The sequence below is a fragment of the Nonomuraea sp. NPDC051941 genome, assembly GCF_044593615.1.
This window is the reverse complement of record NZ_JBIUCF010000050.1, coordinates 41413-67397: the sequence shown is the minus strand read 5'-3', so window position 1 is coordinate 67397 and position 25985 is coordinate 41413. Positions and strand designations below refer to the sequence as shown.

The 25985-nt window shown below is 71.0% G+C and carries 28 protein-coding genes; 16 read left to right on the top strand and 12 right to left on the bottom strand.

Features of this window, described 5'->3' with window-relative positions:
- Positions 1 to 37 precede the first annotated feature (37 nt).
- On the bottom strand, positions 38 to 991 hold the full coding sequence (locus ACIHFD_RS53495) for a LacI family DNA-binding transcriptional regulator (RefSeq protein WP_397373466.1): 954 nt from the start codon (positions 989 to 991) through the stop codon (positions 38 to 40).
- Positions 992 to 1170: 179 nt separating this feature from the next.
- On the opposite strand from ACIHFD_RS53495, the gene ACIHFD_RS53490 reads away from it, so the two are divergent.
- The 6 genes from ACIHFD_RS53490 to ACIHFD_RS53465 are packed head-to-tail and all read left to right on the top strand — an operon-like array spanning position 1171 to position 8205.
- Positions 1171 to 2061 carry an NAD-dependent epimerase/dehydratase family protein gene (locus ACIHFD_RS53490; protein WP_397373465.1) on the top strand — a complete coding sequence of 297 codons (891 nt, stop codon included), beginning with the start codon at positions 1171 to 1173 and terminating at the stop codon, positions 2059 to 2061.
- Complete coding sequence (locus ACIHFD_RS53485) at positions 2058 to 2930, top strand: 5-dehydro-4-deoxyglucarate dehydratase (RefSeq protein WP_397373464.1); 873 nt, start codon at positions 2058 to 2060, stop codon at positions 2928 to 2930. Before ACIHFD_RS53490 ends, ACIHFD_RS53485 begins: the two co-directional genes overlap by 4 nt.
- On the top strand, positions 2927 to 3982 hold the full coding sequence (locus ACIHFD_RS53480) for a mandelate racemase/muconate lactonizing enzyme family protein (protein ID WP_397373463.1): 1056 nt from the start codon (positions 2927 to 2929) through the stop codon (positions 3980 to 3982). Before ACIHFD_RS53485 ends, ACIHFD_RS53480 begins: the two co-directional genes overlap by 4 nt.
- Positions 3979 to 5913 (top strand): DUF6807 family protein, encoded by a 1935-nt coding sequence (locus ACIHFD_RS53475; RefSeq protein ID WP_397373462.1) that lies wholly within the window; start codon positions 3979 to 3981, stop codon positions 5911 to 5913. The genes ACIHFD_RS53480 and ACIHFD_RS53475 overlap by 4 nt, the downstream gene beginning before the upstream one ends.
- Before the next feature lie 56 nt (positions 5914 to 5969).
- Positions 5970 to 6968, top strand: a complete 999-nt coding sequence (locus tag ACIHFD_RS53470) for an acyltransferase family protein (RefSeq protein ID WP_397373461.1) — start codon at positions 5970 to 5972, stop codon at positions 6966 to 6968.
- Positions 6969 to 6981: 13 nt separating this feature from the next.
- The gene (locus ACIHFD_RS53465; protein WP_397373460.1) at positions 6982 to 8205 is read left to right on the top strand and encodes an acyl-CoA dehydrogenase family protein; all 1224 of its coding nucleotides are present in this window, start codon (positions 6982 to 6984) and stop codon (positions 8203 to 8205) included.
- Between the two features lie 25 nt (positions 8206 to 8230).
- Here ACIHFD_RS53465 and ACIHFD_RS53460 read toward each other — a convergent pair whose 3' ends face one another.
- The gene (locus ACIHFD_RS53460; RefSeq protein WP_397373459.1) at positions 8231 to 8821 is read right to left on the bottom strand and encodes a DUF6879 family protein; all 591 of its coding nucleotides are present in this window, start codon (positions 8819 to 8821) and stop codon (positions 8231 to 8233) included.
- 62 nt (positions 8822 to 8883) lie between these two features.
- Between ACIHFD_RS53460 and ACIHFD_RS53455 the strand changes: the two genes are divergently transcribed.
- Positions 8884 to 9444 (top strand): kinase, encoded by a 561-nt coding sequence (locus ACIHFD_RS53455; RefSeq protein ID WP_397373458.1) that lies wholly within the window; start codon positions 8884 to 8886, stop codon positions 9442 to 9444.
- An 18-nt stretch (positions 9445 to 9462) separates the two neighbouring features.
- On the opposite strand, the gene ACIHFD_RS53450 is transcribed toward ACIHFD_RS53455, so the two are convergent.
- Entirely contained in the window at positions 9463 to 10317 is an 855-nt protein-coding gene (locus tag ACIHFD_RS53450; protein ID WP_397373457.1) for a DUF6597 domain-containing transcriptional factor, read from the bottom strand.
- On the opposite strand from ACIHFD_RS53450, the gene ACIHFD_RS53445 reads away from it, so the two are divergent.
- Entirely contained in the window at positions 10283 to 10825 is a 543-nt protein-coding gene (locus tag ACIHFD_RS53445) for a TIGR03086 family metal-binding protein (protein ID WP_397373456.1), read from the top strand. The genes ACIHFD_RS53450 and ACIHFD_RS53445 overlap by 35 nt on opposite strands.
- Positions 10826 to 10955: 130 nt before the next feature.
- Here the strand turns inward: ACIHFD_RS53445 and ACIHFD_RS53440 are convergent, their stop codons facing one another.
- The 5 genes from ACIHFD_RS53440 to ACIHFD_RS53420 form a co-directional block, all read right to left on the bottom strand.
- Positions 10956 to 11870, bottom strand: a complete 915-nt coding sequence (locus tag ACIHFD_RS53440; protein ID WP_397373455.1) for a polyphosphate polymerase domain-containing protein — start codon at positions 11868 to 11870, stop codon at positions 10956 to 10958.
- A 44-nt stretch (positions 11871 to 11914) separates the two neighbouring features.
- The gene (locus ACIHFD_RS53435; RefSeq protein ID WP_397373454.1) at positions 11915 to 12472 is read right to left on the bottom strand and encodes a DUF4956 domain-containing protein; all 558 of its coding nucleotides are present in this window, start codon (positions 12470 to 12472) and stop codon (positions 11915 to 11917) included.
- Positions 12473 to 12541: 69 nt separating this feature from the next.
- On the bottom strand, positions 12542 to 13210 hold the full coding sequence (locus ACIHFD_RS53430; protein WP_350728600.1) for a response regulator transcription factor: 669 nt from the start codon (positions 13208 to 13210) through the stop codon (positions 12542 to 12544).
- The gene (locus ACIHFD_RS53425; protein ID WP_397373453.1) at positions 13207 to 14610 is read right to left on the bottom strand and encodes a sensor histidine kinase; all 1404 of its coding nucleotides are present in this window, start codon (positions 14608 to 14610) and stop codon (positions 13207 to 13209) included. Before ACIHFD_RS53425 ends, ACIHFD_RS53430 begins: the two co-directional genes overlap by 4 nt.
- Before the next feature lie 18 nt (positions 14611 to 14628).
- On the bottom strand, positions 14629 to 15333 hold the full coding sequence (locus ACIHFD_RS53420) for a hypothetical protein (protein ID WP_397373452.1): 705 nt from the start codon (positions 15331 to 15333) through the stop codon (positions 14629 to 14631).
- A 399-nt stretch (positions 15334 to 15732) separates the two neighbouring features.
- Between ACIHFD_RS53420 and ACIHFD_RS53415 the strand changes: the two genes are divergently transcribed.
- Entirely contained in the window at positions 15733 to 16521 is a 789-nt protein-coding gene (locus tag ACIHFD_RS53415) for an SDR family oxidoreductase (protein ID WP_397373451.1), read from the top strand.
- Positions 16522 to 16780: 259 nt separating this feature from the next.
- Here ACIHFD_RS53415 and ACIHFD_RS53410 read toward each other — a convergent pair whose 3' ends face one another.
- Positions 16781 to 17446, bottom strand: a complete 666-nt coding sequence (locus ACIHFD_RS53410; RefSeq protein ID WP_397373450.1) for an alpha/beta fold hydrolase — start codon at positions 17444 to 17446, stop codon at positions 16781 to 16783.
- 36 nt (positions 17447 to 17482) lie between these two features.
- Entirely contained in the window at positions 17483 to 18433 is a 951-nt protein-coding gene (locus ACIHFD_RS53405) for a zinc-binding alcohol dehydrogenase family protein (RefSeq protein ID WP_397373449.1), read from the bottom strand.
- 80 nt (positions 18434 to 18513) lie between these two features.
- Between ACIHFD_RS53405 and ACIHFD_RS53400 the strand changes: the two genes are divergently transcribed.
- The 3 genes from ACIHFD_RS53400 (at position 18514) to ACIHFD_RS53390 (ending at position 21252) form a co-directional block, all read left to right on the top strand.
- Positions 18514 to 19119, top strand: coding sequence for a TetR/AcrR family transcriptional regulator (locus ACIHFD_RS53400; RefSeq protein WP_397373448.1), 606 nt, complete (start codon positions 18514 to 18516; stop codon positions 19117 to 19119).
- 166 nt (positions 19120 to 19285) lie between these two features.
- Complete coding sequence (locus ACIHFD_RS53395; protein WP_397373447.1) at positions 19286 to 20230, top strand: hypothetical protein; 945 nt, start codon at positions 19286 to 19288, stop codon at positions 20228 to 20230.
- Complete coding sequence (locus tag ACIHFD_RS53390) at positions 20227 to 21252, top strand: hypothetical protein (protein WP_397373446.1); 1026 nt, start codon at positions 20227 to 20229, stop codon at positions 21250 to 21252. The genes ACIHFD_RS53395 and ACIHFD_RS53390 overlap by 4 nt, the downstream gene beginning before the upstream one ends.
- A 16-nt stretch (positions 21253 to 21268) precedes the next feature.
- Here the strand turns inward: ACIHFD_RS53390 and ACIHFD_RS53385 are convergent, their stop codons facing one another.
- The gene (locus ACIHFD_RS53385) at positions 21269 to 21970 is read right to left on the bottom strand and encodes a TetR/AcrR family transcriptional regulator (RefSeq protein WP_397373445.1); all 702 of its coding nucleotides are present in this window, start codon (positions 21968 to 21970) and stop codon (positions 21269 to 21271) included.
- A gap of 114 nt (positions 21971 to 22084) precedes the next feature.
- Between ACIHFD_RS53385 and ACIHFD_RS53380 the strand changes: the two genes are divergently transcribed.
- Complete coding sequence (locus ACIHFD_RS53380) at positions 22085 to 23242, top strand: FAD-dependent monooxygenase (RefSeq protein ID WP_397373444.1); 1158 nt, start codon at positions 22085 to 22087, stop codon at positions 23240 to 23242.
- An 18-nt stretch (positions 23243 to 23260) separates the two neighbouring features.
- On the opposite strand, the gene ACIHFD_RS53375 is transcribed toward ACIHFD_RS53380, so the two are convergent.
- Positions 23261 to 23956: a class I SAM-dependent methyltransferase gene (locus ACIHFD_RS53375; RefSeq protein ID WP_350728589.1), complete on the bottom strand. Its 696-nt coding sequence runs from the start codon at positions 23954 to 23956 to the stop codon at positions 23261 to 23263.
- Positions 23957 to 24040: 84 nt separating this feature from the next.
- Here ACIHFD_RS53375 and ACIHFD_RS53370 point away from each other — a divergent pair, with 84 nt between their 5' ends.
- Genes ACIHFD_RS53370 through ACIHFD_RS53360 form a run of 3 tightly spaced genes read left to right on the top strand, consistent with a single transcriptional unit; the run spans position 24041 to position 25968 of the window.
- Positions 24041 to 24235, top strand: a complete 195-nt coding sequence (locus ACIHFD_RS53370) for a hypothetical protein (protein ID WP_185079465.1) — start codon at positions 24041 to 24043, stop codon at positions 24233 to 24235.
- A gap of 3 nt (positions 24236 to 24238) precedes the next feature.
- The gene (locus tag ACIHFD_RS53365) at positions 24239 to 25339 is read left to right on the top strand and encodes a sensor histidine kinase (protein WP_397373443.1); all 1101 of its coding nucleotides are present in this window, start codon (positions 24239 to 24241) and stop codon (positions 25337 to 25339) included.
- Positions 25336 to 25968, top strand: a complete 633-nt coding sequence (locus ACIHFD_RS53360; protein ID WP_397373442.1) for a response regulator — start codon at positions 25336 to 25338, stop codon at positions 25966 to 25968. Before ACIHFD_RS53365 ends, ACIHFD_RS53360 begins: the two co-directional genes overlap by 4 nt.
- The last annotated feature ends 17 nt before the right edge of the window (positions 25969 to 25985 follow it).

Below are 25985 nucleotides of genomic sequence, written 5' to 3'. Positions count from 1 at the left end.
CGCTGCTCAGTTAGTACAACCGTTTGCAGCCGACCCGCTACCGTGGCGGAGCAGTGGAGTCCCTGATCACCAGGCGCGTCTCCAGCGAGGTGGTGGCCGTGACCTCCTGGATGAGCAGATCCACGGCGAGCCGGCCGGCCGCGGCGGTGGGCATGGCGACAGTGGTGAGCTTGGGGCGGTTCAGCCGTCCGGAGACGATGTCGTCGATCCCGATCACGCTGACGTCCCGCGGCACGCTCAGCCCCAGGTCACCGAGCCCTTCGATGAGCCCGATCGCCACCAGGTCGTTGTAGGCGAGCACGCCGGTCGCCCCGGAGTCCCGCACCCGCCGCGCGGCGGCGAGCCCGCCCCGCTCGGTGGGCGCGTTGGGGCCGATGACGATCAGCTCGACACCCTCCACCTGTTCGGCGGCCGTACGGATCTCCGCGCTGGTCCACGAGCCGGCCGGGCCCGACACGAGCGCCACGCGGCGGTGCCCGAGCCCGGTCAGGTGCTCGACCGCCAGCCTGGCCCCGTGCCCGACGTCCATCAGGACCGTGGCGGCGCCGCGCAGCCGCCGGTTGATCACCACTAACGGCACCCGCGCGGCCAGCCGTTCCAGCGCCTTGTTGGACGAGCGCGGGCTGCACAGCACCAGGCCGTCCACCTGTTTGGAGAACGCCTGCACCAGCTCCTCCTCGGTGGCCGCCTCCTCGTCGGTGTCGGCCACGAACAGGTGGTAGTCGCGCTGCCTGGCCGCCGAGTGGGCCGCCTTGATCAGCGGGGGGAAGAACGGATTGGCGATGTCGGCCACGATCAGGCCGAGGTTGTGGGTGCGGCCCGTCGTGAGCGCCCTGGCCGCCCGGTTGGGGCGGTATCCCAGCTCCTCGGCCACCGTGAGCACCCTGGTACGGGTGGCCGCGTTCACCATGTGCGGTGCGGAGAACGTCCGCGACACGGTCGATACATGGACACCGGAAGCCCGGGCCACATCACGAATCGTCACTGTCACAGTCGCCCACCCTAACGCAACCGCTTGCAGAATCCCTGAGTACCATGAAAGCGCTTGCCGCCCCGTTGCATCAGGAAACCCCTGCTCCAGCGAGGGGGGCGAAATCACCCCTTGACGACCTCGCCCTGAGGACACAAAGGTTTAGTGCAACTGTTTGCAGTCTTGAAGGAGCCCTCACGGTGAGCAGAGTCCTCGTCACCGGAAGCGCAGGACGCCTCGGCCGTAGCGTGGTCACCACGCTCGCGGCGGCCGGGCACGAGGTCATCGGCGTCGACCGAACGCCCGGCACGCCATCCGAGGCCGCGATGGCCTTACCGGCCGATCTCACGGACACGGGCGAGACCTTCGAGGTCATCGCCAGGTTCCGGCCCGAGACCGTGATCCATCTGGCCGCGATCGCGACCCCGTTCAGCCTCCCGGAATCGGTGATCTTCAAGGTCAACACCCAGCTCGCGTTCAACGTCTGCGAGGCGTCCGTCGCGCTGGGCGTACCGGGCGTGGTGGTGGCCAGCAGCCCCACCGTCATCGGGTACGGCGCCCCCGGCGGCTGGGCGCCCGCGTACCTGCCGATCGACGAGGACCACCCGGTGCGCCCGTGGAACGCGTACAACCTGTCCAAGGTCACGGCAGAGCAGACCATGAAGGCGTTCGCGCTGGCCGGGACGACCAAGATGGCCGCGATCAGGCCGTGCTTCGTCATCCCGCCCGAGGAGTGGGCGGGCGCGCCCACCCAGTCGGGCCACACGGTACGTGAGCGCCTCGACCGGCCGGAGCTGGGCGGGGTCTCGCTGTTCAACTACATCGACGCCCGTGACTGCGCCGACATGATCACGGTGCTGGCCGCGGCGCTGCCCGAGCTGCCCAACGGCGAGGTGTTCTTCGCCGGGGCCGCGGACGCGCTGGCCCGCAAGCCGCTCGCCGACCTGCTGCCCCAGGTCGTGCCCGGCACCGAACCGTTCGCCGCCGGTCTCACCGGCACCACCCCCGCCTTCTCGATCACCAAGGCAGAGCGCCTGCTCGGCTGGCAGCCCAAGCGGAGCTGGCGTACCGAACTGAAGGATGCTGAATGAACCTGAGCGGTGTGCTGTTCTTCCCCGTGACCCCCTTCGACGCCGACGGCCGGCTCGCCGAGGAGGTGCTGGCCGAGCACATCCGGCAGGGCATGGAGCACGGTCCCGGCGGCGTGTTCGTGGCGTGCGGAACCGGCGAGTTCTCGGCGCTGTCGGAGGCCGAGCACGCGCGGGCGGTGCGGGTGGCGGCCGAGGTCGTGGGCGGGCGGGTGCCGGTGTTCGCGGGCGCGGGCGGCCCGCTCGGCACGGCGCTGAACCAGGCGCGGGCGGCTCGCGAGGCGGGCGCCGACGGGCTGCTGCTCATGCCGCCGTACCTGGCGCAGGGGCCGGGGCACGGCTTCGCCGCCTACGTGGCGGCGGTGGCCGCGGAGCTGCCGGTGATCGTCTACCAGCGGGGCTCCGTGGTGCTGGAGCCGGAGGCCGTGGTGGAGCTGGCCGGGATCCCCGGGGTGATCGGGCTCAAGGACGGCGTCGGCGACATCGACCGGATGCAGCGGATCGTGCTGGCGGTGCGGGAGGTGTACCCGGACTTCCTGTTCTTCAACGGGCTGCCGACGGCCGAGCTGACCATGCCCGCCTACCGGGGCATCGGCGTGGAGCTGTACTCCAGCGCGGTGTTCGCGTTCGCGCCGGAGATCGCGCTGGCCTATCTGAACGGTGACGAGCGGCTGCTCACCGGGTTCTACGCCCCGCTCGTACGGCTGCGCGGCAAGGTCCCCGGCTACCCGGTCGCCCTGGTCAAGGCCGGGGTACGGCTGCGCGGCCTGGACGTGGGCGCCGTCCGCCCGCCGCTGGTCGAGCCGACCGACGAGCACCTGGAGGAGCTGGAGGCGCTGATCAAGACGGGGCTGGAGCTGGCCGCGTCATGACGATCGCCGACCTGCGTACCTCGCTGCGGACGGCCCCGCTGCCGCGGCCCTGGGGCGCGGACGTGCCGGCCAACCACGTGGTCGTGTGCGAGGTCACGCTGGAGGACGGGCGGACCGGCACCGGGTTCTCGTGGACGCCGCAGATCGGGGCGCACGCCGTGCGGGCGCTGCTCGACCACGACCTGCGGGAGGCGCTGATCGGGCTGCCCGCGCACCCCGAGGTGGTGTGGGACCGGCTGTGGCGGCACCTGCGCGAGGCGGGGCCCGGCGGGATCACGACGATCGCGCTGGCCGGGATCGACCTGGCTTTGTGGGACCTGCGCTGCGGTGACAGCGGCCTGACCGACGTGCTGGGCCGGCGGCGTGACGAGGTCCCGGTCTACGGAAGCGGCGTCAACCTGCACTACCCGCTGGAGGAGCTGGTGGAGCAGGCGCGGCGCTGGGTGGCGGCCGGGTACCGGGGGGTCAAGATCAAGGTGGGCCGGCCCGACCTGGCGGAGGACGTGGCCAGGGTGGCCGCCGTGCGCGAGGTGATCGGGCCCGACCGGCTGCTGATGATCGACGCCAACCAGCGGTGGGACCTGCACCGGGCCAGGCGGGCTCTTTCCGCGTTGCGGGAGTTCGGGCTGCACTGGATCGAGGAGCCGCTGCCCGCCGACGACGTGGCCGCGCACGTGGAGCTGCGGCGCTCCATCGACGTGCCGGTGGCGGTCGGGGAGAACGTCTACACCACCTACGGCTTCCGTGACCTGCTCGCGGCCGGGGCGTGCGACATCGTCCAGCCGAACGTGGTGCGGGTCGGCGGGATCACGCCGTTCCTGCGGATCGTGGAGCTGGCCAGGACGTACGACGTGCCGGTCTATCCGCATCTGCTGAGCGAGGTGTCCGGGCAGCTCGCGCTGGCCCTGCCGCTGCCGGTCATGGCGGAGGACGTGGAGGACGCCTCGTTCGCGGCCCTCGGGCTGCTGGCGGAGCCGTACCCGGTGCAGATTTCCGACGGGGTCCTGCGGGCGGGCGCGCACGCGGGGCTCGGACTGAGGTGGTCGCGATGAAGGTGGTACTCGCTGGTGCGCACGGCCATGGGCGGCACCATCTGGGCAATCTGCGCAGGCTGGCCGACCAGGGGCTGATCGAGCTGGCCGGGATCTGCGACGTGGTGCCCGTCGAAGTGGACTTCGGCTCGCCGCTGCAGTCGCCCGACCTGGGCGAGCTGCTCGCGAAGACCGGCGCGGAGATCACGGTCATCTGCACGCCGATCCACACGCACGCCGACCTCGCGGTGACCGCTCTGCACGCGGGATCCCACGTGCTGCTGGAGAAGCCGCCCGCGGCGAGCCCTTCCGCGCACGCCCGGATCACCGCGGCGGTGGCGGAGACGGGGCTGGCCTGCCAGGTCGGCTTCCAGTCGCTGGGCTCGGCGGCGGTCCCCGCGCTGCGCTCGCTGATCGCCGACGGCACCATCGGGCGCGTGCGCGGCATCGGCGGCGCGGGCGCCTGGGAGCGGCCCTCGTCCTACTTCACCAGGTCGGCCTGGTCGGGCAAGCGCCGGCTCGACGGCGTGGACGTGGTGGACGGCGCGCTGACGAACCCGTTCGCGCACGCCGTCGCGACCGCGCTCGCCCTGGTGGACGGCCCTGTCGCGGAGATCGAGGCCGAGCTCTACCACGCCCATCCGATCGAGTCGGACGACACGTCTTGCCTGCGGATCCGTCTCGACGACGGCTTCGTGATCACGATCGCGGTGACGCTCTGCGCGACCGGCCGGAGCGAGCCGTACCTGGTCGTGCACGGCGACGCGGGCCGCGCCACGCTCGTCTACACGCAGGACCGGCTCAAGGTCGAGCTGCCGGACGGCACGGTCACGACGACCGCGTACGAGCGCACCGACCTGCTGGAGAACCTCATCGACCATGTCCGCACGGGCGCCGAGCTGATGGTGCCGCTGTCCGCCACGGAGACGTTCACGCAGGTGCTGGACGCGGTGCGGCTGGCTCCCGAGCCGCTGCCGATCCCGGAGCGCTACCAGGACGTCAAGCGGGACGCCGCGTCGGGCGAGGTCACGCACCGGTTCCTGCCGGGTGTCGCCGACGTGACGGCCCGCAGCGCCGAGACGCTGTCGCTCTACTCGGAGCTGGACGTCCCCTGGACCCGGGTGGAGCTGCTGGCCTCCGGGCGGGCGGTGGCCTCGTACGAGCTGCGGCCCGACCTGCCGGCCACCGACTCCCCGCGGCCCTACCTCCACGGGGTGCGGACGCTGGGCGGCGTCGAGGTCACCGAGGTGCGTCCCGAGGACCACGTGCACCACCTCGGGGTCGGGGTGGCGATCTCCGACCTGGGCGGGGCGAACTTCTGGGGCGGCCGCACGTACGTCAAGGACCAGGGGCCCGCCTGGCTGGACGATCACGGCGCTCAGCGGCACCTGTCGTTCTCCCGGCTCGACGACTCCGGCTTCGTCGAGCACCTGGAGTGGGCGGGGCCCGGCGGGCGGGTGGTGGCGCGCGAGGAGCGGACCGTGACGGCCCGGCCGTTCGGGGACTTCTGGGCGTTGGACTTCGCGTTCACGCTCACCAACCTCACCGGCGCGCCGCTGGAGGTCCGGAGCTCGGCCACCAAGGGGCGCGTGGGCGCGGGGTACGGCGGCTTCTTCTGGCGCGCCCCCGGCACCTCCACCGCCCGGATCGCGCTCCCCGGGGACGAGGAGGCCGTGCACGGCAGCCGCGACCCCTGGGTCGGCCTGTCCGGCACCACGCCGGAGGGGCGGGACTGGACGCTCGTCTTCGTGCAGTCGGACGGCGACCCGTGGTTCGTACGGGTCGAGCACTATCCGGGGGTCGGGCAGGCGCTGGCCTGGGACCGGCCGCTCGTCGTCGAGGACACGCTGACCAGGCGGGTCGTGACGGCGGTGGTGGACGGCAGGCTCGACGCCGCCGCCGCGTCCGCGCTGGCGGACACGGTACGCGAAGCGACACCGGCCCTTCGGTAAGCCCTCACTCGGCGTTTCCTGGCGGTTACGCGTTCGGTGGCTAGGGTGCGTGATCTGTGACTGCTCCCGTAGCCCTGGACACCCGGTCCGTGACCGCCAGGGACCCGTTCTTCGACAACGCCAAATACCTGGCCATCCTGCTCGTGGTGTGCGGTCACCTCATCGAGGACCAGCGGGACCACCCCATCGCCCACGCGCTCTACTTCTACGTCTACGTCTTCCACATGCCGCTGTTCATCGTGCTGAGCGGCTATCTGTCGCGCCGGTTCACGTTCTCGGCGGGGAAGGCGCGCAAGCTCATCTCCACGCTGGCGGTGCCGTACCTGATCTTCGAGGTGGCGTACTCGCTGCCGCGGCTGATCCTGTACGGGAAGTTCGAGCTGACCCTGCTGGATCCGTACTACCTGACCTGGTTCCTGCTGTCGTTGTTCCTTTGGCGGCTGTCGACGCCGGTGTGGCAGCAGCTCAGGTGGCCGCTGGCGGTCGCGGTCGTGCTGTCGCTGCTGACCGGGATGAGCGCGCTGCCCGACGAGCTGGCCATGAACCGGACGTTCGCGCTGCTGCCGTTCTACGTGCTCGGGCTGATGCTCAAGCCGGAGCACTTCGCGTGGCTGCGCAGGCCGTACATGCGGCTGACCGGCTTCCTGACGCTCGGGCTGGGGCTGGCGGCGGCGCTGCTCGTGCACGACCAGGTGCCGACGGAGTGGATCCGATGGCGGCTGTCCAACTCGGCGCTGCACGTGGACGACCTCACCGGCACGGCCGTGCGGCTGGGGCTGCTGGTGGCCGGGGCGGTGCTGGTGGCGGCATTTCTCGCGGTGACCCCGGCGCGGCACACGTGGTTCAGCGATCTGGGCTCGGCCACCATGTACGCGTACCTGCTCCACGGGTTCGTGGTCAAGGTCGCCGAGCGGTTCGAGCTGGGCGTGCCTTTGTCGATCCTGCTCGGTGTGGCCGCCGCCACCCTGCTCTGCACGCCGCCGGTGCGCAAGCTCTTCCACTGGGCCGTGGAGCCGCGCATGTCCTGGGCCTTCACGCCGCTCCGCCGGCCGTGACACGGTGGCGGGTATGGCCATCGACTTCACCCTCGCTCCCGAGCACGAGGAGATCCGCAAGCGGGTCCGCGCCTTCATCCAGGGGACCGTCATTCCCGCCATGGAGGAGGTGAAGGAGGCCGACCGGGACGCCTACCTGCGTACGATCTTCCGGCTCCGCTCCCAGGCCAAGGCCGAGGGGCTGTGGCTGCCCCACATGCCGAAGGAGTGGGGCGGCATGGGGCTGGGCCACGTCGAGCTGGCCATGGTGCAGTCGGAGGCGGCCAAGACCCGCGTCGGGCCGTGGGTGCTCAACTGCATGGCCCCGGACGAGGGCAACATGCACACCCTCCTGCACTGGGCGACGGACGAGCAGAAGGAGAAGTACCTGCGGCCGCTGCTGGAGGGCACGCAGATGTCCTGCTTCGCCATGACGGAGCCGGAGGTGGCGGGCTCCGACCCCACCCTGATCCGCACCACGGCCGTCCGGGACGGGGACGAGTGGCTGATCAACGGCCACAAATGGTTCATCTCCAACGCGCGCCGGGCCAACTTCGCGATCCTCATCGCGCGGACGGAGCCGGACGTGCCCGAGGGCTCGCGCGGCGCGAACACCGCCTTCCTCATCGACCTCCCCGACCCGGGCTGGAACGACGTGCGCGAGGTCGAGACGATGCACGGCTCCACGGGCCACAGCGAGATCGTCATCACCGATCTCCGCGTGCCCGACAGCCAGATCCTGGGCGGTCGCGGCAACGGCCACCGCCTCGGCCAGTACCGCCTGGGCCCGGCCCGGCTCGCCCACTGCATGCGCTGGATCTCCCAGGCGGAGACGGCCCTGGACATGATGGTCGAGCGCGCGCTCAACCGCTACAGCCACGGCTCGCTGCTGGCCGAGAAGCAGGGCATCCAGTGGATGATCGCCGACTCGGCCATGGAGCTGTACCAGTGCAAGCTGATGGTCCTGCACGCCGCGTCCAAGATCGACAAGGGTGAGGACTTCCGTACGGAGGTGTCGATGGCCAAGCACTTCGTGGCCAACAGCCTCAACCGGATCGTGGACCGGGCGATCCAGGTGCACGGGGCGCTCGGCTACTCGACGGACACGCCGCTGGCCGGTATGTTCCAGCACGCCCGCTGGGCCCGCTTCGCCGACGGCGCCGACGAGATCCACCAGATGCGCATCGCCGAACGCACCATCGCCGCCTACCGGGCCACCGGCTCCACCAACTCCGCCACCGGCGGCCTCCCCCTGTGACGGACGGTCGTCACCCGGGGCGGCTTCAGACGGTCGTCACCCGGGGAGCCGGCATCGTCACGATCTCCCGCTCGTAATAGGCCCGGAAGTCCTCCCCGGCCGCGAACAGCTTGTCGAGCTCGCCCCGGCACGCCGCGATCACATCAGGGTCGTCAATCCGCCTCGCACCGCTGTGGGTCCCGCAGGCGTCGTACGTCACCTCGTACATGACGGACGACCCCAGCACGACGAGCTCCGGCAGGCGCCGGTCGATCTCGAGGTCGGACACCTCCGCCGCGTCGAGCACCCGCACCTGCTCGGCCACCCCCACCCGCAGCGCCAGCACGTGCATCTCCCACTGCAGGTACGGCGTGACGGGTTGCTCGACGATCCGGATCCGCCGGCAGGGGTAGGCCCTGCCCCGGCCCTCGTCGCCCGTGTCGTCGACCAGCTTGAGCGAGCGTTCCCAGTCGCAGTCCATCATCGCGAGCCAGCTTGGCTCCCCGGCCTCGAAGCGCTGAATACGCTGGAGTTTCCAGAACACGTCATCAATGTTCCGGAAATTCGGCCAGAAATCGTCAAGATATCCGTCCGCACTTAGCAAGACTCCCGATATCTCGTGAATGCGCTCAAGCATATGACGACCGTACCCATCAGATTCGCGGCACGAACCCGTGAGCAGCGGCTACGCTGGCCGGGATGCTCACACAATTGATCGTCCTGCGCGGCAACTCCGGCTCGGGCAAGACGAGCGTCGCCCGAGCCTTCCGCAAGGCGTACGGCAGGCGCAGCCTCGCGGTGGTGAGCCAGGACGTGCTGCGCCGCGACATCCTCCGCGAACTCGACGTCCCGGACGGCGTCAACATCGGCCTCATCGACACCGTCACCCGCTACGCGCTCGACCACGGCCACCACGTCATCCTCGAGGGCATCCTCACGGCCGGCAGGTACGCCCCGATGCTCCAGTCCCTGCGCGAGGACTTCCCCGGCCGCAGCCGCTTCTTCTACCTCGACATCCCCTTCGAGGAAACGCTCCGCCGCCACGCCACCCGCCCGCAGAGCGCGGAGTTCGGCCCGGACATGATGCGCGAATGGTACATCGAACGGGACCTGCTGCCCGGCGGCTACGAAACCGTCATCGATCAGAACAGTTCGCTCGATGAAACGGTGCGACGGCTGCTATCCGAAACACTCGAATGCGCAGAAACCCGCAATTACCAGAAATCCACCCGAACCCCAGCAAATCACCTCATCGACTAATCACTTATACGCTCGCGCCTATCCTCTGAGGCGGGCGTAGGCCGCGGGCGGCATCCCGACCGCGGCGGTGAAGTCGCGGGTCAAGTGAGCCTGGTCCGTATAGCCGAGTTCGACGGCCAACGTCGCGAGGTCCAGCCCTTCGTAGACCCGCTCCGCCGCCTCGTGCAGGCGGAAGCGGCGGATCACCCATTTGGGGCCGATGCCGACATAGTCCCGGAACAGCCGCTGCAACGAGCGCACCGACCGCCCCGATCTGGCGGCCAGTTCATCGACCCGGGTCATGGAGACCTCGTTCTCGGCCATCTCCACCAGCGCCGCGACCTCTTCGGCCAGCGGATCCCGCTCCGGCCCCAGACCCAGCAGGAACCTCTCGACCAGCCCGATGGCGGCCCGGGCATCGGGCTCGGCCAGAACCTGCTCGACCAGCGAGGCGCCCGCCGAGCCGTACATCTCGCCGATCTCCACGAAACGGTCGGTCAACTGCGACACCGGACCGCCGAGAAACGGCCGGAAGCCGCCCGGACGGAAGCGCGTGCCGAGCACGCGGCCGCTGCCCCGCATCGTGTACGAGAACCCGCCCTTGATCACTCCCGCGAACTGATGGAAGTCCGTGGTGATCGTCATGTTCACGGTGGGGTGCGAGACGATGCGCTGTTCGTACGGCTCGGCGAGGTCGGTCCACGTGACGACCCAGAAGTGCTCCACAAACGTCGCAATCTCCGCTGATGGCGCCTGTCTGAAGAAATCGAAGGCGTCGAGCCCCGCGTACGGGTCGACCCAGCCGCGCTGTCGCGTTTCTACAAGCCGCGCCTGGGTCAGGCGGGGCATCATGGCTGCCATGGACGACATGATGCCGCTGATGACGCGCGCCACCGAACGGACCGCGGGATTGGTCCGCGCGATGCGACCCGAGCAGTTCGGCTCCTCGACGCCGTGCGCGAAGTTCGACGTCAAGGACCTGATCAACCACCTCGAGTGGGTGGCGGACCTGTTCGAGTCGCTGGGCCGCCAGGGGGAGAGGATCGAGCAGGAACCGTACGCGGGCGACTTCCCCGAGCGCGCGGAGCGCACGCTAGCCGCCTGGTCCCGGCCCGAGGCGTGGGAGGGCACCAGCCCCGCCATGGGCCTGCCGATGACCACGCTGGCCCACATGTACCTCGTCGACATGGTCGTACACGGCTGGGACCTGGCCAGAGCCACCGGCCAGGACTACGAGCCGGACGCTGAGACCGTCTCGCGGGCGCTCCACTTCACCGACCAGATGGCGGAGATGGGCCGGCAACGCGGCGCCTTCGGCCCACCGGTAGACGTGCCGGACAGCGCCCCGCAATTCGACCGCCTCCTCGGCATCATCGGCCGCGACCCAGCCTGGACCCCGTAAACCGCACCACCCTGATCAGCCGCCGTCACAACGAAGGGAGACACACCGATCCCCCCGCCCGCCGAACCAATCCGAACGCGGCGATCCCCCTCTCGACCCCCCTCCCGCCGAAGCAAACCCGGACACCGAATCACCCCTGGATGCCGATGCCGAGGCCGCTGCTCCTCCCCCCGGCGTGTGCTCCCCGAGGCGCCGCCCGCCTCCTTCCCCGCGCGGCCGCCTGGCCCCAGCACCCTGCTGAGCCCCTGGACACCAGGCGTTGGGCACCCGATTCGGGACGATGGACGAGATAGCGCTGCAGCACCGGGTGCCAGCGGTTGGCGGGCAGGTTCCGAAGCGCCGCGACAGCCAGGCAGTACTTGCTCACGGTGACCGGCCGCACCCCCAGCCCGCGCAGGACCTTGTCCACCAGCGCCTTCCCGTCGGCGGACTTCGACTCCAGCAGCACCAGGTCGCGGCGCGCCGGTGCGCTGGAGCACCCGTCGTGGCAGAGCAGGCCCGTGTCGCAGGTGAGCCTGGCCGCGCCCGAGGGGTCAATGAAGGTCACCCGCTTGTAGTCGGTGGACAGCACCGGCCCCAGCGTCTCCGGGGCGATGAGGTGTAGCTCGGCGAGAAGGGTGTCGCGCACGAAGTCGAACGCCTCCCGGGTGAGCGTCCGGCTCGGCGCGTCGTCGTACGGGATGCGGTGCTTGTCGGTGCTGCCACGGGTGCCGTTGAGCTTGAGCTCCAGCCACCGGCCGCCCCCGTCCAGGTAGGTGCGGGTGCGCACCTTGAACCTGCGCCGCCGACCCTGCCGGTGCTGGTGGAAGGTGAGCAGGTCAGGCGTGTCGAAGTACGTCGATGTGTAGCGGAACTGGCGTCTTGCCCCGATGCGCAGCACGGCGAACCGGTCTCCCAGCTCGGCCGCGAGTGCCGCCATGGTGGCGGCCGTCACGATGTATTTGCGATCGACCCGGCTCATCAGCTCCGGCACGTCCTCGAGCCCGATCGGCGCCACCTCGGCCGCGATCCCGGCCAGCAGCACATCCGCGTCCAACTCACCCATCACCACACCTCCACCACCTTCTGCATGACTCCGGCTCACGGGGTTCAGCGGACGCCGGCCCGTTGGGGAGGGGCCACGTAGCGGACGTCGACCACCGTTATGTCGCGGACGTAGTCGATCTGGGTGACCACGTAGTGGAGGACGTGTGCCCGCAGGCGGCTCTCCAGGTCGACCCGGAGCAGGTCCGGGTCCGAGTGGACGACGTCCAGGGTGATGACCTGGTGGCGGGTGCGGCCGAGCAGGGCCGGGTGGTCGGCGACGTACATCACCACCAGCAGGACGCCGTCCAGCAGCAGGGCGGTCAGCGGCCACGCGCCCGCGATGCCGTTGACCAGGCCCAGCACGATGGCGATGAAGTAGTAGGCGATCTCCTGCTGGGTGATCTCGCTGGAGCGGAGGCGGATGATCGACAGGACGCCGAACAGGCCGAAGCCGACGGCGACGTCGACGCGCTGGACGAGCAGGAGCGAGACCACCGCGAAGATGCCCACGTTGAGTGCCACGTAGGCGAAGAGCAGGTCACGTCGATGATGTCGCCGGTAGTAGAGGCCATAGGCCAGGGCGACGATCGACGCGAGATCCATTACCAGTCCGGCTGTCACGGCGCTCCCTCCGTCGGTGCTGCTGAGAACAGCTTTTCGGGGCGGGGTGAGGCGAGGGTGAGGTGATGATTAGGCGGCTCTCATGCGGTAGCCGGTGCCACGGACGGTCTCGATGCGGTCGGCGCCGATCTTGCGGCGTAGGTAGCGTACGTAGACGTCCACCACGTTGGAGCCGGGGTCGAAGTCGAAGCCCCACACGTGGCTGAGGAGCTGTTCGCGCGTCAGGACCTGGTCGGGGTGCCGGCAGAAGATCTCCGCCAGCGCGAACTCCCTGGTCGACAGGTCCACCGCCCGGTCCCCGACGTACGCCCGTCGCGTACGCAGATCCAGCGACAGATCCGACACCCGCAGCACGGTCACCTCCGGTGTGCGGTCGGCGCGCACGCGCAGCCGCAGCCGCACCCTCGCCAGGAGCTCCTCGAAGGCGAAGGGCTTGGCGATGTAGTCGTCCGCGCCGCCCTCGAGCCCCGCCACGGTGTCGCTCACGCTGTCGCGGGCGGTCAGGATGATCACCGGCATGGCCACCCTGGACTGCCGCAGCCTCCGCAACACCGTGAACCCGTCGCTCAACGGCAGCCCGATGTCCAGGATGAGCAGGTCGAATCCGCCCGCGCAGGCCAGGTCGTACGCCGCGACCCCGTCCGTCACCACGGCGGTCACGAAGCCGTTGGCCCGCAGCCCCTTCTCCACGAACGACGCGATCCTGGCCTCGTCCTCGGCGATCAGTATCCGGTTCATCCCAGCCTCCAGAGCTCCCACAGCGGGATGGACATGACGAAACGGGCTCCGCCGCCCTGGGCCTCCGTCACCTTGACGTTGCCGCCGTGGGCCTCGGCGATCGATCTGACGATGGCCAGGCCCAGACCGGCGCCTTCGTACGTCACGGTGCGGCCCGCGCCGCGCACGAACCGTCCGAAGATCCGCTCGCGCTCCGCGGGCGCCACCCCGGGGCCGCTGTCGCGTACCCACAGCTCGACCCACCCGTCGCGGACGGCGGAGCCGACGGCGATCAGGTCGTCGTCGGTGGTGTGGCGGACGGCGTTGGCCACGAGCTGCATGAGCGCCTGCGTGAGCCGCTGGCGGTCGGCGGGCACGCGGGCCTCGGCCACCTCGTCGACCCGCCAGCGCCGGGTGCCGAGCGCTCGGGCCTTGGCGACGACGCTGACCGTGAGGTCGGCCACCTCGACGTCGTGTATGTCGAGAAAGCCCGGCTGCTCCGATCTGGCGAGGGTGAGGAGGTCTTCGACGATGCGGTTCATCCGGTCGAGCTCGTCGGTGACCAGGGCGAGCGTCTCCGCGCGGTCGCGCGGATCGTCGCCCATGAGCTCCAGGTGGCCGCGGATGACGGTGATCGGCGTACGCAGCTCGTGGCCGGCGTCGTCCATGAAGTGCCGCTGCACGACGAAGGCGTTCTCGAGCCGGTCGAGCATGTGGTTGAACGTCGCGGCCAGCGCGGCCACGTCGTCGTCGCCCGGCACGTCGAGCCGGCGCGTGAGATCGGTGGAGTCGCTGATCTGCTCGGCCGTCTGGCTGATCAGCCGGACCGGCGCCAGCACCCGCCCCGCCACGAACCACCCGGCCGCCCCCGCTAACGCCAGCGCCGCCAGCGCGGACAGCCCGAGGACCCGGACCGCGTCCACGATCTCGTCGCGGTGGCGATCGTAGAGGATCGCCACGACGAGGTGGCCCGGGCGGGGGTCGGGCTTCACCGTCACCGGGATCACCGCATAATGGACCGTTCCTTTCGGGCTCTCGATCTCACCGCCGCCGGGCTTGATGGCCGTGGCCAGCCGCGCGACCAGCGCGTCGTCGATGTCGAGGCGTACGGGTGGCGGGATCGCGGTGATCTTGTGGGCCTTGCCGTCGACGATGCTGAAGAACGTCTCCCACCTGTCGGGCGCGTTGAGCGCCAGGTATCCCGTGAGCAGCTCTCCTACGTCGGTGATCGTGCGGCCGGTCTCCGGGTCGCGCGCGGTCGCGGCGTACCGGCGCAGCTTCTCCGCCTCGTTGCTGAGCTCGAGGTTCGTACGGTCGTCGAGACGAGCCAGCAGGATGGTCCAGGTCGCGAAGATCGAGACCGCGAGGGCGAGGCCGACGACGGCGAGCATCCAGCCCACGATCCGGGCACGGGCGCTCACCCGCATTCGATCGCCTGGTCAGTCGTCGCCGTCATCGTCATCTCCACCGCCACCGTCGTCGCCACTGCCACCGTCGTCGTCATCGTCACCGCCACCTGGTCTCGGCGCCGGCGGTCTGACCGGCTCGGCCCTGGTCTGGCGCGGGACGGGCCGCACGGCGGTCCCGCGCGCCGCGGCCTCGTCGCCGTCGCGCGACCCGGTGGCTCCGGCGGGTCTCGGGCCGGTGCTCGTGCCGGCCTTCGGCCTGGCGCTCGCGGTGGGTTTCGGTTTCACGCCTGCGGTGGGCTGCGGCCTCACCCCGGCAGCGGGCTGGGACCCGGCGTCGGCGGCCGGCCGGGATCCTGCATCAGCGGCAGGCTGGGATCCGGCATTCGCGGCAGGCCCGGACCTGGCATCGGCGGCCGACTGTGACGCCGTGTCCGTCGCGCGCGGTGGCGTCGTGCCCGTAGTGGGCTCCTGTTTCGTGCCTGGGGTGAGGTCCGGTCTCGCGCCCGGGGTGAGGCCTGGTTTCGCGACCGGGGTCGGCGGGCCGGAGCCCGGCCCGGGGGCGCCGCTCCCCGCGGGGGCCGACATGCCGGCCTCGCCCAGCGCGGGCGTGTGTGACACCACGACGGCCTCGCCCAGATCGGGCTCGCTGTCGGCCGCACGCACCAGCCCCACCGACATGAACCCCGCCATCGCCGCGGCCAAGGCGAAGAGGACCAACGTTCCCCGATGCTTCATGACCTTGACCTTGACGCCCTTCGAGGAGACCACGCTGAAGCCCAGATGAGAAACCTCTCATCTGATCACGCTGAGCCGCAGCAGAATCACGCTCTAATTGCTGGGGTTCGCCGCCCATACCGCCTCTTCTCGGGCGGGAGTTCCGACGGGAGGCGTTCAGGGTGGGTTCGCCTTCTCAGGCGGGGTTCCCGACGGGAAGCAGTCAGGGCGGGATCGCCTTCTCGGGCGGGGGTTCCGGTGGGAGGCAGTCAGGGTGGATTCTGCCTGGGAGGTCGGACTTCGGCCGAAGCGGCCAGAGGCGGTCGAGATACGCAAGGGCGGAGTCGTTCCCGGCAAGGGCGGGGCGGTGGAAGTGCCTGCCCGGCAGGGCGGACGCGCTCGGGACCGGAAGGAGTGCAGATGCGGGTACGGGACAAGGTCGTCGTCGTCACGGGTGCGGCCGGCGGGATCGGGAGGGCGATGGCGCTCAGGTTCGCCGCCGAAGGAGCGGCCGGGGTCGTCGTCGCGGACCTCGACGAGGCCGGGGCGATCGCAGTGGCCAAGGAGATCGGTGACCGCGCCACCGCAGTACGCGTGGACGTGTCCTCGGAGCCGGAGGTGGCAGCCCTGGCCGAGACGCCGTTCGGACCGGTCGACCTGTTCTGCTCGAACGCCGGCATCATCGGCGGCCACGGCCTGGACGCCCCCGACCAGGAGTGGAGCCGCCTGTACGCGGTGAACGTGCTGGCCCACGTGTACGCCGCCCGCGCCGTCGTACCCTCCATGATCGCCCGAGGCGGCGGCTACCTGCTGAACACCTGCTCCGCCGCGGGCCTGATCAGCTGCCCCGGCGACGCCCCGTACGCGGTGACGAAGGCGGCGGCGATCGCGTTCGCCGAGTGGGTGGCCATCCACTACGCCTCGCGGGGCATCAAGATCAGCGTCCTGTGCCCGCAGGGCGTGCGTACCGGCATGCTGGAGCAGGGGCTGGAGGAGGACCATCTGACCGCGAGGGCCGTGGCCGCCTCGGGCATCATCCTCGATCCGTCGGACGTGGCAACCGCGGTCGTCGAGGGCCTCGAAGCCGAGCGCTTCCACATCTTCCCGCACCCGGAGGTGGCCGAGTTCGTCCACCGCAAGGCCGAGAACCCTGACCGATGGCTGGCCGGAATGTCGCGCTTCGTGGACTCCCTGACCTCGGCCCGCTGATCTCGACTCCCCAACCTCGACTCTCCGACATCGGATTGCCGAGTCGCGAATGCCTGGCACCGATCGCGCATGGAGCGCCCGGCTGCGGTCGACGGTTCGGCGATTCGGCTGTGGGGGTCGGCCGTCAGCGGGTCGGCCATCGGTGGTTCGGCGGTCGGTGGTCGGCGGCTTTTCGTTGGAGGAGTTCGAGCAGCGGTCGAACAGGGTGCTTGGTCATCGCACGTTCGGCGAGGCCGCGCCGAACGGACCGGTGGACGTGCTAGGCGACGTCGAGCAGGATCTCCAGCAGGTCCTGCGGCGCGTCGCGCATGAGGTTGTGCGCGCTGGCCACCGCGTGCGTAGTCCACGCGGGGTCGCGGCGCAGCCGCTCGTATATGGACGTGAACGGCGACACCCCCTCCCACTCCGCCGCGTACACGTACTCCCTGCGGTGCACGTGCGCGAGGTCTCCGGTGAGCCGTAGCGGCTGGAGCAGCGAGGCGATCGGATGGGCCGTGGCGCGCGGGTCGAAGAACGGCAGCGGCCGGGTCGCGTAACCGCTGTCCACCACGTCCACGTACCAGCGCCGCTCCTGATCGGTGACGAGGCTCCAGCAGGAGTCCCCGTGGCCGGGCACGACGGCGTCGAGGTAGACCAGGTCGCGCACCCGCTCGGGCGCGCGGTCGGCGGCCCCGGTGATCACCATCCCGCCGTAGCTGTGGCCGACCAGGATCGCTTCGGTGAGGTTCTCGGCGGCCAGGACGCCGGTCACGTCCTGGATGTGCGTGTCGAGGTTCACCCCGCCGGTCAGCAGGTGGCCGCGCTCGGCGATGCCGGTCAGGGTCAGCGGGTACGCGCGATGCCCTCGGCTCCGCAACTGCTCGGCGAGCTCGTCGAAGCACCAGCCGCCATGACACATACCGGGGATCAAGACAAATATCGCCACAAGTCCGGATCCTAACAGAGATCGAACCGATCGGTTCTATCTTGTCGGGTCGAGGACGAGCTTGCCGACGGTCCGGCGGCCACGCAGGTCCGCGTGCACGCGCCGTACCTCCGACATCGGGTGGTCGCCGCCGTGGACGACGCGCAGCTCACCCGCCGCGACCTGCCCGGACATCTCCACGTACGCCTTGCCGAGGACCTCCGGGTGCGCGAGGGCGTTCATCAGCCAGAAGCCGCTGACCGTGGCCGAGCGGCGCTGCAGGTCGCGCGGCGGCACCGGGGTGGGCTCGACCCCGCCCGCCATCCCGTAGTAGGCGAGCCTGCCGAACGGGGCCAGCGCGGCGACGCTCTGGTCGGTGACGCGGCCGCCCGTCATCTCCAGGACCACGTCGACGGGATCGCCGTGGTTCGCCGCCCGCAACGCCCCGGTGAGGTCGTCCGCCGCGGGGTCCACGGCGGCGTCCGCGCCGAGGGACAGTGCGAATTCGCGCTTGTCCGGCGTGCCGGCCGTGGCGATGACGCGGGCGCCGCGCAGCTTGGCCAGCTGTACGGCCAGCGAGCCGACGCCGCCCGCCGCCGCGTGGACGACCACGCTCTCCCCCGGCTGCACCCGAGCAGTGCGATTGATCAGCCACCAGGCGGTCAACCCCTGGACGAGCAGCGCGATGGCGGTCACGTCGTCCACCCCGTCGGGCACCGGGAAGGCGCTGTCCTCCGCCACCACGGCCTTCTCGGCATACCCGCCGTCGGAGATCATCGCGGCCAGCCGTCGCCCGTCCGCGGTCCGGCCGACGACCTCGATCCCGGGGATCAGCGGCAGCGTGACGGCGGCGATGTAGCGGTTCTCGCGCAGGAGCGCGTCGGCGAAGTTCACCCCGCATCGCGCCACGTCGATGAGAACCTGACCGGCTCCCGGCCGGGGCTCGGGCACCTCTCGCACGGCCACGACCTCGGGCCCGCCGAACTCGGTGATCTGCACCGCTCGCATGTCCAACTCCCTGGAATGGAGTACCTAAGTGGTACTTCGTACCATAATGGATCGAAGTACAGCACGACTAGACTGAGGCGGTGCCCCGATCCACCCTCCGCGCCCGCAACCAGCAGCGAGCCCGTGACGAGATCGTCGCGGCCGCCTACGAGCTGTTCGCCGAACGCGACTACGCCGGTGTGACGGTCGCGGACATCGCCGACCGGGCCGGGGTCGGCCGCACCACGTTCTTCCGCTACTTCGGCGACAAGCAGGAGGTCGTCTTCGCCGGCGAGGAGGAACTGCTGGACGACATCGCCCGGCGACACCGCGAGCTGCGGCTCGACCGTCCGCCGTCGCTGCCGGAGGCGCTCGCGCTGCTGCGCGACACCGTGGCGGCGGTCTGCGCATGGGCGACGCGGGACACCGACCGCTACGTCCTGCGCGAACGGCTGATCGCGGCGAACCCCGAGCTCGACGACCGCGCGGCCCGCAAACAGCGACGCCTCGTCGAGCTGGCCGGGGAGCTCCTGAGGCAGCAGGGCGCCTCGGCGGAGACCGCCGCGCTGGCCCCGCAGGTGGCGCTGGCCTGCTACAAGGCCGGCCACGAGGTCGCGGCGGGCGACCCGGCCGCGCTGTGGCCGAGCGTCGGCGCGGCCTTCGACCAGCTCGGCGTCACCTCAGACGCCGGGCCGGGCCAGACCTGAGCGCTCGGCATCCCCTCAGGCGCCGACCTGAGGGCTGGAGAAGGTGACCGTCACGGCCGCCGTCCGGGGAACGTCGCTTTGAGTAAGGGGGTACTCATGCGATCCCAGCCGGAGGAGCCGATTCTGGGGCTTGATGAGGGATCGGCGACGCACTCCAGGAGGATCCATGACGCCATCGCGGGCACGCATGCTCATCATGGCCGGAATCCTCGGCCTCGTGGCGGTCCTCGGGATCGCCTGGCTGGCCGGCGTCGCCACCGGCAACGGCGCGGAGCCGATGGCCGGCACCGGGACGAACGCCACCGCGGACGCCCCGGACGGCTCGGCGGACGCACCCGACGCCGACGGCTCGGCGAGCGACGCACCTGACGCCGACGGTACGACGAGCGGTGCGCCCGACGACGACAGCTCGGCGACCGGAGCGCCCGACGGCTCGACCGGTCAGGGCAAGGATGCCGACGGGCAACCGACCGGCGACAGGTCCACGCCTCCGGGAACGCGCAACAACCGCCGCAGCGTCCACTGGAACGGCGTGCACCTCGACGGCTCCCCCGGCGACGACGGTTGCGTCACCATCATCAACAAGACCTCCACCGTCGGCACGATCGAGTCCGTCTCCTTCGCCGTGCAGTCGGGCCCCGGCCGCGCCACGGCCCGATCGGCCCCCGGCCACTGCGACCCCACCGGCGACCCCTTGTGCCAGGGAGTCCAGCTGAGGGCCGGTTCGCAGTGCCTCGCGGGCGCGATCATCACGGGCGACGCCTCTGACCGCCCGTACGTCATCCAGGCGGTGGTCCGCTTCCGCTACCTGTGCGTCAACGTCGAGGACGCGCCCTGCGACCAGGTCCGCGACTGGGGCGGCCCGCCGCCGACGGCGGAGGCGCCGGTGGAAGTGACCGGCCAGACATCCAACAACGTTCCGCAGTTCTCGTACTACATCGGCGATTCGGGCACCTCCTCCGAAGAGTCCCCGACGCCGTCGCCGGATGACGACACCGGCACCTCCACCGACGACTCGGGCAGCTCTCAGGAGGACTCGGACTCCGGATCGCAGGACGACGGGCCGGATACGGCGGATGACGGCACGACCACGGCTCCGGAGGGAGAGTGACCACCACGCACGAGCCCGCGAGCGAAACCGCAACCGGACAGGAGCCGGCGACCAAGCGGGGGACGGCACCCGATCAGGAGACGGCAAGCGCGCAAGAGACGGCACCCCGGCAGGAGACGGCGAGCGCGCCGGAGGCAGCGAGCGCGCAAGAGACGGCACCCGGGCAGGAGGCGGTCTCGGCGCGGGTGCGGCAACTCGCCGAGGCCGTAGGCCCCACCACGCTGGCGACCGCGCTGCTGATCTACTTCGGCTACGTGGCAACCCGCGCCCGCTTCGACTACTTCGGCATATCCCTCGACATGACCGGCCTGTCCAACCAGAGCCTGCTCCTCGACGGCCTCGAAGTCGTGCACGTCCCGGCCGCCCTGATCTGCCTGGGCACGCTGCTGGTCATCGCCGTCCACGCCACCGTCTCCTGGCAGCTCGCCCGCCGCCCCGGCGACACCGTCAACACCTTCCTGGCCGCCGGCTTCACGCTCGTCGGCCTGCTCCTGATCGGCCGCGCGATGATCGGCATCTTCCTCGGGGACGCCGACACCAGCGTCGTCATCGGCGCGACGCCGCTCGCGCTGGCGTCCGGCCCGGCCATGGTGGCGTACGGAATCCACATCCACGGCAAGAACCGCGGCCGCCCGCTCATGTCACCCCGCCTGGCCAGGAACGGCGTGCTGAGCGTGCTGGGCCTGGCCGTCGCCGGCCTGTTCTGGGCCTCGACCACGGTCGCGTGGGCCTACGGCACCGGCCGGGGCGAGCAGGACGCGCACGACCTGCCCAAACGCGCCGAGGTCATCCTCGACATGAAGGAGCCGCTGCAGGACGTACCTCCCGGCATCACCCACATCCGGCTGAAGACCACCGGCAAGGACCCGAGCTACGCGCACCGCTACCGCGGCTTCCGGCTCCTGCTCGCCTCCGGCGGCCGGCTGTTCCTGGTCAACCCGGAGTGGAAGCTCGGCCGCGACCAGACGATCGTGGTCCCGTACGACAACGGCATCCGCGTCCAGCTCATCTCCCAGCCCTGACCGGCGCGCCGGCGCTCTACCCCTCGGGGATGCCGGACTCGGCGCGGTCGGCGTCGATCACGTCGCCGAGCAAGGTGACCACGGCCGCGGCGACGTCCCGCAACGTGGCGTCGGGGACCGCGGACTCGGTCTCGAACGCCCGCCGGACGGTACGAGAGAGCAGGTCCGCCCGCTGCTCCCGGCCGTCCGAGGCGCCCCCCGCCCGCAGGAACCCCTCGAACGTCGCCTGGTAGGCGAACCCGAGCTCATCGACGCTCATGTCGTCGCGGAGCAGGCCGTGCTCGGCGAGCAGCCCCAGGTAGTCGCGGGCCATGGCGCCGTGCCGCTCGTCGCGGGCCGGGTCGGGGGAGCTGGTCAGCTTGCCGACCAGGTCGGGATCGGCCAGGAGGAAGCTGAGCAGCAGCGGCCGGTTCGCGATGGCCAGGAAGTAGGCCCGCGCGAACCGGTGCAGCAGGCATGCCCGCGGATCCTCCCGGAGCGCCTGGCGCAGCTCGTCCATCGCCCGGAGCACCTCCCGCGCGAAGACCGCGCCGAACAGCTGCTCCCGGGTCTTCCAGTGCAGGTAGACGGTCCCCTTGCCGATGCCGGCCCCGGCGGCCACGTCGTCGATGGTCACCCGCCGGTAGCCGTGGCGCAGCAGCAGGTCCGCCGCCACGTCGAGGATCCGTGCGGCCCGCTCGGCTCGCTGCCGCGGGTCTCGGAGTCGTTCGGCGCTCACCCGCAGACCATATGACCAAATGCGAAATCTGGTCAACTCACCAACTAGCAATTGACTAACTTTCAAATCTCGTCATATGGTCACGGCGAAACACGGCAACCTGAGGAGTGAGTCATGAAGACAGTCCTGATCTCCGGAGCCGGCATCGGCGGCACCACGCTGGCGTACTGGCTGGCGCGGCGCGGCTTCCGGCCCACCGTCGTCGAACGCGCCACCGGCCTGCGCTCCAGCGGCAACCCCGTGGACGTCCGCGGCCCCGCCGTGACCGTGGCCGACCGCATGGGCGTGATGCCGCGGCTGCGCGAGGCGGCCACGCAGGTGACGGCGATGAGCTTCGTCAACGCCTCCGGCCGCCAGGTCGGGCGGGTCAACATGCGGGCGCTGCGGCAGGCGTCCGGCAGCCGGGAGGTGGAGGTGACACGTACCGACCTGGCGGCCATCCTGTACGAGGCGAGCCGCGACTCGGCCGAGGTCCTGTTCGGCGACACGATGACCGCGCTGAGCCAGGACGGCGACGGCGTGGACGTCACCTTCGAGAAGGCCGCGCCGCGCCGGTTCGACCTCGTCATAGGAGCCGACGGGCTCCACTCGACGACCCGGCGGCTGGCCTTCGGGCCCGAGTCCGCGTTCGTCCGCCACATGGGCCTCTACGTCGCGACGATGCAGCTCGACGGCCCGGCCGACAACCAGCAGGACGTCGTCCTGCACAACGCCCCCGGCCGGCTGGCCTCCGTCCACCCCGTACACGGCCGCGCCCTGGCGGCCTTCATCTTCCGTCACCCGGAGGTGCGGGGCTTCAACCACCGCGACCTCGCGCAGCACAAGCGGATCCTGACCGACGCCTACGCAGGTGACGGGTGGCGCGTGCCGGAGCTGCTGGACCAGGTCCGCGCCACCGACGACCTCTGGTTCGACTCCGTCAGCCAGGTGCGCCTCGACTCCTGGGCCGAAGGGCGTATAGCGCTGCTGGGCGACGCGGCCTCGTCGGTGTCGCTGTTCGGCGACGGTTCCACCCTGGCCATGGCCGGCGCCTACACCCTCGCCGAGGAGCTGGCCGCCACCCCCGCCGACCCGCGATCGGCCTTCGCGCGGTACGAGGCCGAGCACCGCACCCTGGTGGACCCGCGCCAGGGGAACGTCGCGACGGCCGCGGCCATGATGGTCCCCGCCACCCGCGCCGGGATCGCCGCACGCAACCTGGCGAGCCGGTTCTGGCCGGCCGCGGCCGGCGCCTCATGGGTCCGCAACCGGCTCACCCCGGTGGCCGTCTGAAGAATCCCGCGGCCGCGGTCAGGGGCGTACGAGCCTGACGGCGAGGAAGGACGGCCGCTCGTTCAGCTTGTCGTAGGCGGCCTCGTCGATCTCCCGCAGGGCGGCCACCGGGCGCGGCTCGACGACCCGTTCCAGGACGAACCCGGCGGCCAGCAGCTCCCCCAGGAAGACCTCCAGCGACATCCGCTGGAAGTGGATCGAGAACGGGCCGTCGCCCACGGGAAGCTCGACCCAGTCGCCGGCGTGGTACGAGCCCCCGAAGTGCTGCCAGTCGGCGGTCGGATGGCCGGTCGAGACCACGAGCCACCCTCCCGGCCGCAGCACCCGGCGCAGCTCGCCCAGCAACTGCGCGCGGCGGGTGACGTGGGGATACACCAGCGCGCACACGGCCCCGTCGAACGACGCGTCATCGGCGAAGTCCAGCGGCTCCTCCAGATCGCGCAGAAGAAGCTCGGCCCGCTCCCCCACCCGCGCCCGCGCGTGACCCAGCAGCGCGGCGCTCCCGTCGACACCGACCACCTCGGCCCCGCGGGCCAGCAGCTCGGCCGCGTAGTGCCCGGCTCCGCACCCGACGTCGAGAACCCTCGTCCCGGCGAGGTCACCGGCGAGCTCCAGCATCGCGGGCCGGTCGACGTAGGCGTTGTACGGGCTCGTGGTGGCATGTTCGGCGAACTGGTCTCCGAGCGCGCCGTGATAAGCGGTCTCCGGGGGCATCAGCCCATCATGACAGCGCCTCCACCCCGCTCTCCACCCTTCGGAGGTGCCGCTCCACCCCGCCCCGTCCCTACCGTCCCAGGCATGGACAAGCACTCTGGACGGCCGGGCAGCCTCTGGCTCGAACTGCTGCACCGGCTCCTGGACGCCAACGGGGGAAAGATGAACGGCAAGTTCCTGCTCGCGATCGTCGTCGTGGCGCTGCTGGTGGTCGTCGGTTTCGTGGCCTTCCGGCTTATCTTGGTGGACATGATTCTGACCTTGAAGGACTCGCGCTAGGCGATGCGAGAGGTGTGGGGGCGGGTCGTACGGCTCCTGGCGGCCGACGACCCCGAAACGGGGCGCCTGGTCAGGCTGCTGTTGAGCCTGGTCCTCGCCTGGTCGCTGGCGGCCGCCGAGCCCGATCGCGTCCCCGCGCTGCTGTGGTCCGCACTCGGTGTGTCGATGGCGTGCTGGCTCGCCTTCGTCCTGCTCGACGGCCGGTTCCCGCGCGTGGCCGTGGCCGCGCTGGCGGCGGGTTCGGCGGTCGCGGCGTCGGTGTCGGGGTCGGTCGAGCCGGCGCCCACGGTGTTCGTGTTCGCGATGTTGCTGCTGTTCGCGGCGCACATGACGCCGAGCATGGCGGCGATCGCCGCGGTCACCGCGACCGACCTGGTGCTCATGGTCGGCAGCCTGCTGTGGTGGGAGCAGCCGCGATCGGCGATCGTGGTCCGCGGGACGGTCGTGATGCTCACCGTGCTCTTCGCGTTGCAGCGGCGCCAGTACCGGCAGGCCCAGCACGACCGGGCCAGGGCCATGGCGCTCGACGAGCGGACCCGCATCGCCAGGGAGCTGCACGACGTGCTCGCGCACTCCCTCGGCGCCCTGGGGGTGCAGCTGGAGGTCGCCGAGGCCATGCTCACCGAGCGGGGCGACGTGGAGGGGGCGGTGGCGCGCGTCCGCAGAGCGCGGGCACTGGCCAGGGAAGGGCTGGTCGAGGCCCGTTCGGCAGTGGCGGCGCTGCGCGAGGACGTGCCGCCGCTGCCCGACGCGTTGAGCCTGCTGGTCACCGAGCACCGCAGGGACCACGAGGTGCCGGCCGAGCTGCGTACGACGGGCACACGGCGGCCGATCACCCCGGCGGCGGAGGTCTGCCTGCTGCGTACGGCACGCGAGGCGCTCACCAACGCCGCCAAGCACGCGCCGGGCGAGCCGGTCACGGTGGAGATCGGCTACGGTGAGGGCGCCGTCCGGCTGGTGGTGCGCAATCCGTACGCGGCCGCGGCGCCGTCATCCGGGCACGGGCTGCAGGGCATGCGCGAGCGGCTGGCGCTCGCGGGCGGGACGCTGAGCGCGGGACCGTCGGGGGGCCTGTGGGAGGTACGGGCGGAGGTGCCGGAATGAAGGTCCTGGTCGTGGACGACCAGCAGCTCATGCGCGAGGGCCTGGTGGCGCTGCTGGACCTGGTCGACGACGTGGACGTGGTGGGCGACGCCGGGGACGGCGAACAGGCCCTGCGCCTGGTGGCCGAGCTGCGCCCCGACGTCGTGCTGATGGACCTGCGCATGCCCGTGATGGACGGCGTCGAGGCCACGCGGCGGATCGCCCACGCGCATCCGGAGGTGGCCGTCGTGGTGCTGACGACGTACGACGACGACCGGTCCGTGGACTCCGCCCTGCTGGCCGGGGCCTGCGGCTACCTCACCAAGGACGCCGGGCGCGCGGAGATCGCCGCCGCTCTGCGCTCGGCCGCCGCCGGGCAGTCGACGTTCTCGGCGGCGGTGTCCCGCCGGCTGGTGGACGCGCTGTCCCGTGCCGCGCCGCCGCCGGTCTCGGCGTGTCCCGACGGGCTGACCGTACGGGAGGTCGAGGTGCTGAGGCTCGTCGCCCGGGGGATGAGCAACGCGGAGATCGGCTCGGCGCTCTTCATCGCGGAGACGACGGTCAAGACGCACATCAACAACGCCTTCGCCAAGATCGGCGTACGCAACCGCACGGAGGCCGCCGCCTACGCGCGAGACAGCCTCCTGTAGCGCCTGCGCCAGGGCCA